This window comes from Caballeronia sp. INML2 (assembly GCF_023631365.1).
In the GTDB taxonomy this organism is placed as follows: Bacteria; Pseudomonadota; Gammaproteobacteria; order Burkholderiales; family Burkholderiaceae; genus Caballeronia; species Caballeronia turbans.
Map to the genome: position 1 here is coordinate 305,749 of NZ_JALQDH010000023.1, position 12,824 is coordinate 318,572.

A 12,824-nucleotide genomic window follows, 5' to 3' on the forward strand; every position below is an offset into this window, starting at 1 on the left:
ACGCTCTCCGGAGCCTTCGTCTTTTGACGAATGCGGTTCACTGTCCCGCGATCGTCATCCGTTCGATCAGCACCGAGCCAATTTCCTTCGTGCCGCGCACCACGGTGTCCGCGCCGATCGCTTCGATGTGACGGAACATCTCCTGCAACGTGCTCGCGACGGTGATTTCCTCCACGGCGTGCACGATCTTGCCGTTCTCGACCCAAAAGCCCGACGCGCCGCGCGAGTAATCGCCCGTCACGTAGTTCACGCCCTGGCCCATCAGCTCAGTCAGCAGCAGACCGGTGCCGAGCTTCTTCAGCATCGCTTCGAAGTCGTCTTCGGGTTTCGTGTGCGTGCTCTTCATCGTCAGATTGTGCGAGCCGCCGGCATTGCCGGTCGTCTGCATGCCGAGCTTGCGCGCCGAGTACGTCGACAGGAAATAGCCCTGCACGACGCCATCTTCGACCACACTGCGACGCTGCGTGCGCACGCCTTCCTCGTCGAACGGCGCGCTGCCCATGCCGCCCTTCAGATGCGGATCCTCGACGATCTGGATATGCGGCGCGAACACCGGCTTGCCGAGGCTGTCGACGAGGAACGTGGTCTTGCGATACAGCGCGCCGCCGCTGACCGCCTGCACGAACGCGCCGAGGATGCCCGCCGCGAGCGGCGCCTCGAAGAGCACGCGGCACTTGCGCGTGTCGAGACTCTTCGCGCCGAGGCGCGCGAGCGCGCGCTCGGCGGCGTAACGTCCCACCGCTTCGGGGTCGGCGAGACCGGCCGCGTCGCGCCTCGACGTGTACCAGTCGTCGCGCTGCATGTCGCGGCCCGCTGCCGCGATCGGCGCGCACGCGATGTAATGCCGCGAGTACGGATAGCCCGCCATGAAGCCGCGCGAGGTCGCGAGCACGAACTGCGAATGCTGCGCGGAGACGCTCGCGCCTTCCGAGTTGGTCACGCGCTTGTCGACGGCGAACGCGGCGGCTTCCGCGCGGCGCGCGATCTCGGCGGCTTCTTCCGCATCGATGTCCCACGGGTGATAGAGATCGAGGTCCTGCGGCGCCTTCTCGAGCAGTTCGGCTTCGGCGAGCCCCGCCGCGCTGTCCTCAGCCGTGAAGCGCGCGATGTTGTATGCAGCGGCGACCGTGTCGCGCAGTGCGTCGCGCGTGAAGTCGGCGGTGCTCGCGTTGCCGCGCTTCTTGCCGATGAATACGGTCACACCGACCATCTTGTCGCGATTGTGCTCGATCGTCTCGACTTCGCCGCGCCGCACGCTCACTGACAGGCCGTCGCCTTCGGAGATCTCGGTGGCGGCATCGCTCGCGCCGAGTTCCTTCGCGTAACGCAGGATGTCGGAGGCAATCTCCTTCAGTTCGTCCTGCGTATGCGGGAAGTAGCGTTGCTTGACGTCCATGTCTGCTGCCATTTTTGGTTGCCTTTGGAAGTCGGGCGGCGTGCGCCCGCGCATGTCGTGGTTGCTTCGGAATTCCCGGCCGGATGCGCACGCAATCGGGCATCGGGCGACGGAAATGGCCTATCACGCGATCATAGCAAGGACGGCGTGCATTCACCCGCCGAGCTTTGTCGCAGAGCCGTACGCGAGGTTCAGGCATGGTGCGCACGCAAGCTACAATGTCGGGATGAACCGTAAAACCCGCATTCAACCGATCGATTCCGGCCGCGACGACGAGCGCGAGATCGACGAAAACGGCTACGACCGGCCGAGCAAATCCCAGCTCAAGCGCGAAATGCACGCGCTGCAGGAACTGGGCGAGGCGCTTATCGCACTGCCCAAAGACGCGCTCAAACGCATGCCGATGCCCGAGCATCTCGACGACGCCGTGCGCGAGGCGCGCCGCATCACCGACCACGAAGGCAAGCGCCGCCAGTTGCAGTACGTCGGCAAGGTCATGCGCTCGCTGACCGAAGACGAGGTCGCCGCGCTGCGCACGGCGCTCGATACGCACCGCGGCGTGAACAAGTCCGAAACCGCGCGGCTGCACTGGATCGAGCGCACGCGCGAACAGCTACTCGCCGACGACGCCGCGCTCACCGAATTCATCCGCAATCATCCGGGCGTCGATCCGCAGGAAGGCCGTACGCTGATCCGCAACGCGCGCAAGGAGCGCGAGCAGCAAAAGCCGCCGCGCTATTACCGCGAGCTCTTCCAGTGGATCAAGAACGCGTCGGGGGCGGAAGACGACGAAGACATCGAAGGCGATGAGGACGATCGTGATGAAACCGAAGCGTAATCACCCGGACGAGTTGATCGTCGGGCTCGTGTCGATCAGCGATCGCGCGTCGCAAGGCGTCTACGAGGACAAGGGCTTGCCGTCGTTGCAGGCGTGGCTCGCGGAGGCGCTCACGACGCCCTTTCGCGCCGAAACGCGCCTGATCCAGGACGATGCCGCGACCATTTCCGCGACGCTCGTCGAACTCGTCGATACACACGGCTGCGACCTGGTGCTCACGACGGGCGGCACCGGCCCCTCGCGCCGCGATGTGACGCCCGAGGCGACGCTCGCCGTCGCCACGAAGCCGATGCCCGGCTTCGGCGAGCAAATGCGCCAGATCAGCCTGAATTTCGTGCCGACGGCCATTCTTTCGCGGCAAGTCGCGGTGATCCGCGAGACTGGAGATCACGCCGCGCTGATCATCAATCTGCCGGGACAGCCGAAGTCGATCCGCGAAACGCTCGAAGGATTGAAAAACGCGGACGGCAAGCAGAAAGTGCCGGGCATTTTCGCGGCCGTGCCGTACTGCATCGACCTGATCGGCGGACCCTACGTGGAAACGCGGCCCGACGTGGTTGCCGCGTTCCGCCCGAAAAACGCGATCCGCCCGCCGAAAAATTAAGACGCGGCGGCAGGCGCCGACGGAATCAGGAAATGCTCGCGGTAGTACTTGAGTTCGTCGATGGACTCGTGGATATCGGCGAGCGCGGTATGCATCGCGCGCTTCTGGAAGCCCTTGTAGATCGCCGGCTGCCAGCGGCGGCACAGTTCCTTCAAGGTGCTGACATCGAGATTGCGGTAGTGGAAGAACGTCTCGAGCTCGGGCATCCAACGCGCCATGAAGCGGCGGTCCTGGCAAATCGAGTTGCCGCACATCGGCGACTTGCCGGGCGGCACGTACTGGCCGAGAAAATCGCGGATCTGGCGCGTGGCTTCTGCTTCATCGACGGTCGACACCTTGACTCGTTCGGTCAGCCCCGAGCGGCCGTGCGTGTTGCGATTCCATTCGTCCATGCGGCCGAGCGCCTCGTCCGTCTGATGAATCGCGAGCACCGGTCCTTCCACCAGCCTGTCGAGCGTCGAATTCGTGACGACCACCGCGATCTCGATAATGCGATCGTTGTCCGGATCGAGACCGGTCATCTCCATGTCGAGCCACACGAGGTTCATGTCGCTGCGCACGAGAGCGTTGTTGTCTGATTCGGGGGTGGCGGAGATGTCGGTCATGAAAGCGGCCTGAGAGATGAAAACGCCGTGCCCGCGCGCTATCTGATCCATTGCGGGATGTCGAGTTCGAACACTGCGCGTCGGCACGGCCTAGAACCTATAATTCTCGCATAGTTCAATCGGAAGTCCCGGATGACCAACCTCACTCTCGCTTTCTCGACGATCTTCGTCGTCGCCCTGGTCGCGATGGTCTCGACCAAGCTCTGGCTCGCGTCGCGTCAGATTCGCCACGTCGCCGCGCACCGCAACGGCGTCCCGTCGCAATTCTCCGGCACGATCCCGCTCGCCGCGCATCAGCGCGCCGCGGATTACACCGTCGAGCGCACGCGCCTCACGATGATCGAGGTCGTCACGAGCGCGGTCGTGCTCGTCGCGCTTACGCTGCTCGGCGGGGTTCAGGCGCTCGATCTCGCGATTTCGGACTGGCTCGGCCGCGGCTATCTCGGGCAGATCGCGCTGGTGGCGTCGGTGGTGGCGATCACGAGCATCATCGACTTGCCGTTCGATTACATCCGCCATTTCGTGATCGAAGAAAAGTTCGGCTTCAACCGCATGTCGAAGAAACTCTTTTTCGTCGATCTCGTGAAGGGCACGGTGCTCGCGGTCGTGATCGGCGCGCCGCTTCTGCTGCTCACGCTCTGGCTGATGGACCGCGCCGGCACGTTCTGGTGGCTGTGGACGTGGATGGTATGGGTCGCGTTTCAGTTGCTCGCGATGATCATCTATCCGACCTTCATCGCCCCGCTTTTCAACAAGTTCGAGCCGCTGAAGGACGAGGCGCTCGTCGCGCGCATCACGAATCTGATGTCGCGCACGGGCTTCGCTGCGAAGGGTCTGTTCGTGATGGACGGCAGCCGCCGTTCCGCGCACGGCAACGCGTACTTCACCGGCTTCGGCGCGGCGAAGCGCATCGTTTTCTTCGATACCCTGCTCGCGCGCCTTTCCGGCAGCGAGATCGAAGCGGTGCTCGCGCACGAGCTCGGCCATTTCAAGCGCCGTCACGTGCTGAAGCTGATGATCGTCATGTTCGGCATCAGCCTCGCGATGCTCGCGCTGCTCGGCTGGCTCATTCAGACGACGTGGTTCTACGAGGGCCTGGGTGTGCGGCCATCGCTCGTCGGCAGCAACAACGGCCTCGCGCTCGTGCTCTTCATGCTCGTGCTGCCGGTGTTCATGTTCTTCATCACGCCGCTCGGCAGCCTGACTTCGCGCAAGAACGAGTTCGAAGCCGATGCCTTCGCCGCCAGCCAGACCGATCCGAAGGATCTCGTGAACGCGCTCGTGAAGCTCTACGAGGACAACGCGTCGACACTCACGCCCGACCCCATCTACACCGCGTTCTACTACTCGCATCCGCCCGCCTCGCAGCGCATCGACCGCCTGATGCAGCACGCCGCATGACGCGCGGGTTCAAGCGTCCGAGCGTGGGCGCGCGCCTCGAAGGCACGGTGATCGCGGCGCACGGACGCCATTATCTGGTGACGCCGGAAGACGGCGGCGCGATGCTTCAGTGCTTTCCGCGCGGCAAGAAAAGCGAAGTGGCGGTCGGCGATCGCGTGATCTACGAGCAATCGTCGGCGGATCAGGGCGTGATCGTCGAGATCGGCGAGCGGCGCAATCTGCTCTACCGGTCGGACCAGTTCAAGTCGAAGCTCTTCGCCGCGAATCTCGATCAACTGCTGATCGTGCTCGCGACAGAGCCGCATTTCAGCGAGGACCTGCTCGGACGCGCGTTGATCGCGGCTGAGGCGCACGGACTCGAGTCGCTCATCGTGCTCAACAAGATCGACGTCGAACACGCGGTCCCGCTCGCGCGCGAACGGCTCGCGCCGTATCGCGAACTCGGTTATGCCGTCATCGAGCTGTCGGCGAAGATGGCGCCCGGCGACGTCCATCCGCAACTCGACAGCCGTCTGAAAGACCGCTCGACGATCCTGCTCGGCCAGTCAGGCATGGGCAAATCGACGCTCGTGAACCTGCTCGTTCCCGACGCCGACGCCGCCACGCGCGAGATTTCATCGGCGCTCAACAGCGGCCGCCACACGACCACGTTCACGCGTCTGTACGAGTTGCCCGGCGGCGGCTCGCTCATCGATTCGCCGGGCTTTCAGGAGTTCGGCCTGCACCATCTGTCCGAAGGCCAGCTCGAGCGCGCCTTCGCGGATTTCCGGCCCTATCTCGGGCATTGCCGCTTCTACAACTGCCACCATCTGCACGAGCCGGGCTGCGCGGTGCTCGAAGCTGTCGACGCCGGCAAGATCCGCCCCGAGCGTCACGCGCTCTACGCACAACTCGTCCACGAAGCCAGCCAGATCGTTCGATGAAGCGACTCACGCGCGCCCCCAACCTGATCACGGCGCAGCATTGGGTGAACGTGCTGACGACGGCGGGCGTGCCGTGCGAGTTGCACAACCGCTATCTCAACGGCGCGATGGGAGAGATTCCGGCAGATCAGTGCGCGCCGGAAATATGGATCGTCGACGATCGCGACGAAGCATTGGCCTTGCGCCTTCTGGAGCGCGCAAGAAAAGGGCCGGACGCGAACGCCCGGCCCTGGAGATGCAAGCAGTGCGGCGAATGGCTGGAGCCGCAATTCACCGTGTGCTGGAATTGCCAGATGGCGCGCGATCCTCTCGACGACTGAATAGGGTTACGCCAGCCACACGGCGATGGTCAGCATCAGCAGCAAGAGCATCCACAGAATCACCGCGCGCCACACCAGGCCGACGGCCGATTGCAGCGTGCGCGGGGTGCAGTCGTCGCCGACGGGCAGCGGGCTCGCATCGCCCACGGCAAGCGCTTCGACTGAAAGCGGCTCCGCCAGCGGACCCGCGAGACGCGCGCCCAGGGCGCCGCTGCCCGCCGCAAGCAACACACCTTCGTTCGCGTCCGGCCACTGCCGCGCGTGATTGCGCCAGGCGTAGATCGCATCCTCGAAATTCCCGACGATCGCAAAGCCGAGCGCGGTCAGACGAGCGGGCACCCAATCGATAAAAAAGAACGCGCGCTGCGCGAACGACGAAAACTCGGCGGTGCGCTCCGGATTCGGCTTCGACCACGCGCGCGCCAGATATTCGGCGATGCGATACAGCACCGCGCCCGCCGGGCCGATCGGAATCAGAAACCAGAAGAACACGCCGAACACGTGCCGATGCGACGCCACCACCGCGTGAACCAGCGTATGCCGCACGATTTCGCTGACGGGCATGTCGATCGTGTCGAGGCCGGTCCATTCCTTCAGTACTTCGCGCGCGCGCGGCACGTCGTCGTTGTTGAGCGCGAGGTGGATATCGGTGAAATAGTGGCTGAACTGCCGGAAGCCGAGCGTGAAGTACACGATGACCACGTTCCACAGAAAAGCCAGAACGAAGTTGATCCGGTACAGCACGTAATAAACGAGCCCGACGACGAGCGTCCACGGCAACACGACGACCAGCCACGCGACGATGCCGTGCTTCTCCTTGCCGGCATCGAAGCCGTGCGCGGTGGATTCCGCATGATATTGGAGCAACGCCGAAATCGGATTGTGCGGCGATAAAGCGCGCACTTGCTCAATGATGAGGGCCAGCAATACGGAGAAAAAAGTCATGCGCAGCGCCGAAACAGTCGGATTAGTTCGAGTTTCGCGTAACGATAGCACAGCGCCTGACCGCTTTAGCGCGCCGAGTAATTGCGCGAGGCACGGCCGGCGCGCGGACTTCGTGCGCCATCACGCGCGAGCCGCGAGGAAGCGATAAAAATTGCGCAACATGCCGGCCGTTGCGCCCCAGATGAAATGAGGAGCCTTTCTTTCACCCGGTGTATACGGCATGGCAAAAAAACGACGCTCGCCGCCTTCCCATCGAAAGACACGCACTTCGTGATTCGCCGGATTCATGAGCCACGCGAGCGGCACTTCGAAGATGTCGGCGACTTCGCGCGTATCGGCCTTCAGCGAGAACGGCGGATACACCAGCGCAACGACGGGCGTCACCTTGAAACCCGTGCCCGTCAGATACTCGGGCATCGCCCCGATGATCTCGCAATGTTCCGCGCTCAAGCCGACTTCTTCGTGGGCTTCGCGCAGCGCCGTGGCGGCGGCATCGGCGTCTTCGGGCTCACGGCGCCCGCCCGGAAAGCTGATTTGCCCGGCGTGATCCGACAGATGATCGGCCCGCTGCGTCAGGAGCACGGTCAAGCCGCCGTCGCGCACGACGAGCGGCACCAGCACGGAAGCCACACGCGGATCGCCGCCGATTGCCTTGATGCGCTGCTCGCGCTCTTCCTGCGTCCAGTCGTGATCCATCGTGAAACGCGCGCGCAAGCCTTCCGGCGTGAGGCGCTCTGGCGGGATGGGCGGGAGTGTCTCCCCCGTCGAGAGGACGGGCATCTTTTCGGGTTCGAGGATGCGGGGAGTCGAAGTCTTTCCGGTGGACACGGGTCGAGAACTGGGCTGTCGAAGCCTCAATTTGAACACACCAAAGAAAAAAGCACCCACATGGGGTGCTTTTTTCCGTACTACGCTTCGCCGGCGACTTACTCTGCGGAAGCAGCAGTCTTGTCTTTGAAGACCAGCTTTTCCTTGATTCGAGCCGACTTGCCCGAACGCTCACGCAGGTAGTAAAGCTTAGCGCGGCGAACATCACCACGGCGCTTCACGACGATGCTCGCGAGCAGCGGCGAGTAGGTCTGGAACGTACGCTCGACGCCTTCGCCCGACGAAATCTTGCGAACGATGAAGTTCGAGTTCAGGCCACGGTTACGCTTGGCGATGACGACGCCTTCGTAAGCCTGGACACGCTTCCGCGTGCCTTCGACCACGTTCACGTTGACGACGACGGTATCGCCCGGCGCGAAGTCGGGGATGCTCTTCTCGCCCAGAACGCGTGCGATCTCTTCTTTCTCGAGTTGTTCAATCAGATTCATTACTGACTCCTTGTGCCATCTTGCCGAAGTTGCGTGCCTTGTATTTGCGTCAGGCCCCGGTAGAGGATGGGTTTGCTTCAGGCGCCGATTATTAGCCAGCGCCCCCATTTTCCCGCTCGTCCGCCCGAAATCTATGCAGATTTCGACGCTTCCTTTGCGAGTTCTGCGAGCCATGCCTCGTCGGCACGGCTCAACATCTTGCTTTCACGCGCGCGCCCGATCAGATCGGGACGCTTGTTGAATGTGTTGCGTAGTGCTTCGCGCCTGCGCCAGGCGTCGATTTCCTTGTGATGACCGCCGAGCAGCACATCGGGAACACGCACGCCTTCGTACTCTTCGGGACGCGTGTAGTGTGGACAGTCGAGCAATACGTCTACGAAACTGTCCTGCACCGCCGACTGCGCGTCGTTCAGCACCCCGGGCAACTGGCGCACCACGGCGTCCATCAGCGCCATCGCGGGGAGCTCTCCGCCGGACAGCACGAAGTCGCCGAGGCTCACTTCTTCGTCCACTTCACGATCGATCAAACGCTGGTCGATCGCTTCATAACGGCCGCACAGCAACACGAGACCCGGCTCCTGCGCAAACCGCATTACGCGTTCGTGGTCCAGCTTCGCACCTTGCGGCGACATCATCACGACGCGCGTCGACACAATGCCCTGCTCGCGCTGCGCAGCCTTGGCCGCATGGATCGCTTCTTCCAGCGGGCGCGCCAGCATCACCATGCCAGGGCCGCCGCCGTAAGGGCGATCGTCGACGGTGCGGTAGTTGTCCGTGGTGAAATCGCGAGGATTCCACGTCCGCAGACCGAACCGCTCCTGCTTCACCGCGCGGCTGGTGATGCCCCAGTCGGTCAGTGCGCGAAACATCTCGGGAAAGAGCGTCACGACATCGAACTGCATCGCTCTCTCCGTAACGTGACGATGTTCAATAGTCGGCGTCCCAGTCGACGACGATGCGCTTCGCCGCCCGGTCCACCGTCTTCACATACACGCCGACGAACGGAATCAGCCGCTCGCCGGTGACGGGCTGGCCATCCTTGTCGATGCCCGGATACTCGATCCGCAGGATGGAATGCGCGCCGTTGTCGATCAGATCGGTAACGCGGCCCAAAGCCACGCCCGCTTCATTTTCGACGTCCAGGCCGATCAGATCGACCCAGTAAAATTCGTCTTCGCTGTCGAGCTTCGGGAAATCACTGCGCGCGATATTCACCGTGTGACCTTTCAGCGCAAGTGCCGTATCGCGGTCATCACAGCCGGCGAAGCGCGCGACGATCGTATCGGCGTGCACTTTCGACTGCAGACAACGGGCGGACTTGTAATCGCGGCCTTTTGCGAGCCACCAGCGCCTGGCGCTCAGCAGCGCGTCGCCGCCCTGCTTGCCGTTCGCGTGCGGCACGATCTTGACCCAGCCTTTTAGACCGTATGCATCGGCGATGAAACCGAGTTCGACGGCGTCCTCAGGCAAAGCTTCGACCGGCTCGATTCCGCCTTCCGGCATCTTCGTGCTCGAAAGATCGACCGCCACGCGGCGCGCGCCCGGCTTGCGGACGAACGCGCCAAACGTGGCGGAACCTTCATCTTGCCCCGGCTTGGCTCGACCGATACCTTCCGACGCGCGGCCGGATTCAAAATCGCGCGTGGGCATCGACGAATCCTTGGGCAGGTTTCGAGCGGCTGTTACAGCGTCGACCAAGCGAGCTTAAGCAGCCGGCTGGGCTTGCTGAGCTTGCTTGACGAGACGCTCGACGGTCGGCGACAGTTGTGCGCCAACGCCTTGCCAGTACGTCAGGCGATCCTGAGCGATGCGCAGCGATTCGCCCTTGGTCGCGACCGGGTTGTAGAAACCGACGCGCTCGATGAAGCGGCCATCACGGCGGCTACGCGAGTCAGTTGCAACGATGTTGTAGAACGGGCGCTTCTTCGAGCCGCCACGAGCCAAGCGGATGATGACCATGCTGAAATCCTTGAAAACCGGGGTTCGGAACAACGAGAACAGGCGATTATAGCTGTAATCCGGAGCGTCAACAAACACTTAACGCATTTTTTGGATGCACGGCGGATTGGGGACCGTTCCAGCGAGTCTTACATTGACGCGGCGACGTGCGATTGGTGGCGCGGACACGCGTCGGCGTAAAATGGCTGACCGCGTCCGCTTGAAGCGACGTCCGATTCTTTCTATCACCGCTTTCGCTGATGACTTCCTCGTCCGTCGCCACGCAAGCCGGCTCGCAGCCGGCCAGCAAGCAGGTTCCATCGTATTTTCGTTCGAAGACGCTGACCGCCGCGCTCGCGTTTCTGTTCGGTTCCATCGGCCTGCACCGCTTCTATCTGTATGGAATGCGCGACAAGTACGGCTGCGCGCATATCGCCGGCATCATTCTGGGTGCGTTCGGCTACCTGCTGCTCGCGCAGACGGAGCGCACTTCGCTTCTCGGCTGGGTGCTGGCGTTCCCGGGCGCGATATCGCTGCTCGCCGCCTTTCTCTCCGCGATCGTCTACGGCCTGCGCCCCGACGCCAAATGGGATGCGCAGTTCAACGCGCACACCGGCCGCAGTAGCCGCTCCGGCTGGACGGTCATTTTCGTCGTGATTTTTTCGCTCCTGATCGGCGCGTTCCTGCTGATGACCGGTCTCGCGCTCACGTTCCAGACGTACTTCGAAAGTCAGGTCGAGGCGGCGAAAACGCTGTCGCAATAAAACGTCAGAACAAGTCGAGCTGCGGGCTGGACGGCGCCGCTGCTTTCTTCGCGGGCCGCTGGAACTCGGACATGTCGAGAATGCCGCGCTGCCGCGCGTTCAGGCCGAGTCGCTTCGTCGCCTTTTGAAAACGCTGCTTGAGCATGTCGGCCCACAGGCCCTCGCCTTTCATTCGCGTCGAAAAGTTCGAGTCGTAGTCCTTGCCGCCGCGCATATCGCGCACGCGGCTCATCACGCGATCCGCGCGATCGGGGAAATGCGCGGCGAGCCAGTCCTTGAAAAGCGGCGCAACTTCCCACGGCAGACGCAGCACGATGTAACTCGCGCTCGTCGCCCCCGCCTCGGCGCACGCCTCCAAAACACGCTCCATGTCCGGCTCAGTCACGAACGGGATGACCGGTGCGATGCTCACGCCTACCGGAATGCCCGCCTCGGCGAGCGTCCGGATCGTGCGAAGACGCCGTGCTGGCGTCGCGGCGCGTGGTTCGAGCGTTCGCGCGATATCGGCGTCGAGGGTCGTAATGGTGATCGCCGCCATCACCTGAGCGCGCACGGCCATGGGCGCGAGCAGGTCGATGTCGCGTTCGATCAGCGAATTCTTCGTGATCGCCGCGAAAGGATGCCCGCAATCGTGCAGCACCTGGATGACCCGCCGCGTGAGCTGCAGATCGCGCTCGACGGGTTGATACGCGTCCGTGTTGACGCCCAGCGCTATTGGCTCGGCTTCGTAGGTCGGCTTCGCCAGTTCGCGCTCGAGCAATTCGGGCGCGTTGACCTTCGCGTAGATCCTGCTTTCGAAATCGAGTCCCGGCGATAAACCAAGATAGCTGTGCGTAGGGCGCGCAAAACAATAGATACAGCCGTGCTCGCAGCCGCGATAGGGATTGAGCGAAACGGAGAACGGGATGTCCGGCGAGCTGTTGCGCGTGAGAATGCTTTTCGCGCGCTCTTCAAAAATCTGGGTGCGCAGCGGTGGTGCGCCTTGGTCCTCTGGATCGGCGGTGTGCGCCCAGCCGTCGTCTACGCGTTCGCGCTCGTCCTTCTCGAAACGCCCCTGAACGTTCGTGACCGCCCCGCGCCCCTTGAGCGGAGCGGGCGGCGCGACGGGATACTCACGATCGGGCGATGACATTGCGACGAAGTCCATCCATTGATACTGTATAAATATACAGTATCGAGTCATCGTCGCAAGCAAAAAATCACGTTTCGACCAGGATCTTCAGCGTCTCCTTGATCTCCTCCATCACCACGTAACTTTTTGACTGCACCGCGCCCGGCAACTGCAACAGGATGTCGCCGAGCAGCTTGCGATAGTCGGCCATCTCGCCGATGCGCGCCTTGATCAGATAGTCGAAATCGCCTGACACGAGGTGGCACTCGAGCACTTCGGGAATCTTCTGAACTTCGCGGCGGAATTGCTCGAACATGTTGCCGCTCTTGTGATCGAGCGTGATCTCGACGAATACGAGCAGCGCCGCGCCCAACTCGGTCGGATTCACGCGCGCGTAGTAGCCCATGATCACGCCATCACGCTCCATGCGCTTCACACGCTCGATGCAAGGCGTCACCGACAGCCCGACGCGCTCCGCCAGATCCTTCATCGCGATGCGGCCGTCCTCCTGAAGGATGTTCAAAATCTTGTGATCGAGCTTGTCGAGGGCGCGGACGGGATTTCGCTGTGTGCGCATTGGTTTTTCCTGAAAATCGACCAAATACAATAACTAAAACTGCCTCGAAGTCCATACCATAGTCGATAACACTATACGAGCTTCGG

General features: G+C 62.7%; 16 protein-coding genes. 6 read left to right on the plus strand and 10 right to left on the minus strand.

What is annotated here, in order from left to right; translation table 11 throughout:
• Positions 1–37: 37 nt before the first annotated feature.
• On the minus strand, positions 38–1,408 hold the full coding sequence (gene pmbA / locus NCT32_RS09930; protein WP_061120503.1) for a metalloprotease PmbA: 1,371 nt from the start codon (positions 1,406–1,408) through the stop codon (positions 38–40).
• 214 nt (positions 1,409–1,622) lie between these two features.
• On the opposite strand from pmbA, the gene yjgA reads away from it, so the two are divergent.
• Together yjgA and mog are read left to right on the plus strand one after the other, a co-directional pair.
• The gene (gene yjgA, locus NCT32_RS09935) at positions 1,623–2,234 is read left to right on the plus strand and encodes a ribosome biogenesis factor YjgA (protein WP_061120502.1); all 612 of its coding nucleotides are present in this window, start codon (positions 1,623–1,625) and stop codon (positions 2,232–2,234) included.
• A complete protein-coding gene (gene mog / locus NCT32_RS09940; protein ID WP_061120501.1) occupies positions 2,218–2,838 on the plus strand; it encodes a molybdopterin adenylyltransferase in 621 nt (206 codons plus the stop codon). Before yjgA ends, mog begins: the two co-directional genes overlap by 17 nt.
• On the opposite strand, the gene orn is transcribed toward mog, so the two are convergent.
• A complete protein-coding gene (gene orn / locus NCT32_RS09945) occupies positions 2,835–3,443 on the minus strand; it encodes an oligoribonuclease (RefSeq protein ID WP_061120557.1) in 609 nt (202 codons plus the stop codon). The genes mog and orn overlap by 4 nt on opposite strands.
• Before the next feature lie 132 nt (positions 3,444–3,575).
• Here orn and NCT32_RS09950 point away from each other — a divergent pair, with 132 nt between their 5' ends.
• Genes NCT32_RS09950 through NCT32_RS09960 form a run of 3 tightly spaced genes read left to right on the plus strand, consistent with a single transcriptional unit; the run spans position 3,576 to position 6,087 of the window.
• A complete protein-coding gene (locus NCT32_RS09950) occupies positions 3,576–4,844 on the plus strand; it encodes a M48 family metallopeptidase (RefSeq protein WP_061120500.1) in 1,269 nt (422 codons plus the stop codon).
• Positions 4,841–5,767: a ribosome small subunit-dependent GTPase A gene (rsgA, locus tag NCT32_RS09955; RefSeq protein WP_061120499.1), complete on the plus strand. Its 927-nt coding sequence runs from the start codon at positions 4,841–4,843 to the stop codon at positions 5,765–5,767. Before NCT32_RS09950 ends, rsgA begins: the two co-directional genes overlap by 4 nt.
• Positions 5,764–6,087, plus strand: coding sequence for a DUF2007 domain-containing protein (locus NCT32_RS09960; protein ID WP_061120498.1), 324 nt, complete (start codon positions 5,764–5,766; stop codon positions 6,085–6,087). Before rsgA ends, NCT32_RS09960 begins: the two co-directional genes overlap by 4 nt.
• 6 nt (positions 6,088–6,093) lie before the next feature.
• Here the strand turns inward: NCT32_RS09960 and NCT32_RS09965 are convergent, their stop codons facing one another.
• The 6 genes from NCT32_RS09965 to rpsP all read right to left on the minus strand — a co-directional run bounded on the left by NCT32_RS09965 (position 6,094) and on the right by rpsP (position 10,307).
• Positions 6,094–7,032 (minus strand): CobD/CbiB family protein, encoded by a 939-nt coding sequence (locus tag NCT32_RS09965; protein WP_061120497.1) that lies wholly within the window; start codon positions 7,030–7,032, stop codon positions 6,094–6,096.
• Positions 7,033–7,152: 120 nt separating this feature from the next.
• Positions 7,153–7,812, minus strand: a complete 660-nt coding sequence (locus NCT32_RS09970; RefSeq protein ID WP_250490125.1) for a CoA pyrophosphatase — start codon at positions 7,810–7,812, stop codon at positions 7,153–7,155.
• A gap of 146 nt (positions 7,813–7,958) precedes the next feature.
• A complete protein-coding gene (gene rplS, locus NCT32_RS09975) occupies positions 7,959–8,348 on the minus strand; it encodes a 50S ribosomal protein L19 (RefSeq protein ID WP_061120495.1) in 390 nt (129 codons plus the stop codon).
• Between the two features lie 131 nt (positions 8,349–8,479).
• A complete protein-coding gene (gene trmD / locus NCT32_RS09980; RefSeq protein WP_250490126.1) occupies positions 8,480–9,250 on the minus strand; it encodes a tRNA (guanosine(37)-N1)-methyltransferase TrmD in 771 nt (256 codons plus the stop codon).
• 25 nt (positions 9,251–9,275) lie between these two features.
• Entirely contained in the window at positions 9,276–9,998 is a 723-nt protein-coding gene (gene rimM, locus NCT32_RS09985) for a ribosome maturation factor RimM (protein ID WP_250490127.1), read from the minus strand.
• Between the two features lie 54 nt (positions 9,999–10,052).
• Positions 10,053–10,307 carry a 30S ribosomal protein S16 gene (gene rpsP, locus NCT32_RS09990; RefSeq protein WP_008342343.1) on the minus strand — a complete coding sequence of 85 codons (255 nt, stop codon included), beginning with the start codon at positions 10,305–10,307 and terminating at the stop codon, positions 10,053–10,055.
• A 239-nt stretch (positions 10,308–10,546) separates the two neighbouring features.
• On the opposite strand from rpsP, the gene NCT32_RS09995 reads away from it, so the two are divergent.
• A complete protein-coding gene (locus tag NCT32_RS09995) occupies positions 10,547–11,050 on the plus strand; it encodes a TM2 domain-containing protein (protein ID WP_250490128.1) in 504 nt (167 codons plus the stop codon).
• Positions 11,051–11,054: 4 nt separating this feature from the next.
• Here the strand turns inward: NCT32_RS09995 and NCT32_RS10000 are convergent, their stop codons facing one another.
• Both NCT32_RS10000 and NCT32_RS10005 read right to left on the minus strand, forming a co-directional pair.
• Positions 11,055–12,182 carry a PA0069 family radical SAM protein gene (locus NCT32_RS10000; protein ID WP_250490166.1) on the minus strand — a complete coding sequence of 376 codons (1,128 nt, stop codon included), beginning with the start codon at positions 12,180–12,182 and terminating at the stop codon, positions 11,055–11,057.
• A gap of 67 nt (positions 12,183–12,249) precedes the next feature.
• A complete protein-coding gene (locus NCT32_RS10005) occupies positions 12,250–12,738 on the minus strand; it encodes an Lrp/AsnC ligand binding domain-containing protein (protein WP_061120555.1) in 489 nt (162 codons plus the stop codon).
• Positions 12,739–12,824 lie beyond the last annotated feature (86 nt).

Bases quoted from the DNA above. Each gene is read 5' to 3' on its own strand.
- pmbA (WP_061120503.1), bottom strand. From the start codon at position 1,408: ATGGCAGCAGACATGGACGTCAAGCAACGCTACTTCCCGCATACGCAG.
- yjgA (WP_061120502.1), top strand. From the start codon at position 1,623: ATGAACCGTAAAACCCGCATTCAACCGATCGATTCCGGCCGCGACGAC.
- mog (WP_061120501.1), top strand. From the start codon at position 2,218: ATGAAACCGAAGCGTAATCACCCGGACGAGTTGATCGTCGGGCTCGTG.
- orn (WP_061120557.1), bottom strand. From the start codon at position 3,443: ATGACCGACATCTCCGCCACCCCCGAATCAGACAACAACGCTCTCGTG.
- NCT32_RS09950 (WP_061120500.1), top strand. From the start codon at position 3,576: ATGACCAACCTCACTCTCGCTTTCTCGACGATCTTCGTCGTCGCCCTG.
- rsgA (WP_061120499.1), top strand. From the start codon at position 4,841: ATGACGCGCGGGTTCAAGCGTCCGAGCGTGGGCGCGCGCCTCGAAGGC.
- NCT32_RS09960 (WP_061120498.1), top strand. From the start codon at position 5,764: ATGAAGCGACTCACGCGCGCCCCCAACCTGATCACGGCGCAGCATTGG.
- NCT32_RS09965 (WP_061120497.1), bottom strand. From the start codon at position 7,032: ATGACTTTTTTCTCCGTATTGCTGGCCCTCATCATTGAGCAAGTGCGC.
- NCT32_RS09970 (WP_250490125.1), bottom strand. From the start codon at position 7,812: ATGCCCGTCCTCTCGACGGGGGAGACACTCCCGCCCATCCCGCCAGAG.
- rplS (WP_061120495.1), bottom strand. From the start codon at position 8,348: ATGAATCTGATTGAACAACTCGAGAAAGAAGAGATCGCACGCGTTCTG.
- trmD (WP_250490126.1), bottom strand. From the start codon at position 9,250: ATGCAGTTCGATGTCGTGACGCTCTTTCCCGAGATGTTTCGCGCACTG.
- rimM (WP_250490127.1), bottom strand. From the start codon at position 9,998: ATGCCCACGCGCGATTTTGAATCCGGCCGCGCGTCGGAAGGTATCGGT.
- rpsP (WP_008342343.1), bottom strand. From the start codon at position 10,307: ATGGTCATCATCCGCTTGGCTCGTGGCGGCTCGAAGAAGCGCCCGTTC.
- NCT32_RS09995 (WP_250490128.1), top strand. From the start codon at position 10,547: ATGACTTCCTCGTCCGTCGCCACGCAAGCCGGCTCGCAGCCGGCCAGC.
- NCT32_RS10000 (WP_250490166.1), bottom strand. From the start codon at position 12,182: ATGTCATCGCCCGATCGTGAGTATCCCGTCGCGCCGCCCGCTCCGCTC.
- NCT32_RS10005 (WP_061120555.1), bottom strand. From the start codon at position 12,738: ATGCGCACACAGCGAAATCCCGTCCGCGCCCTCGACAAGCTCGATCAC.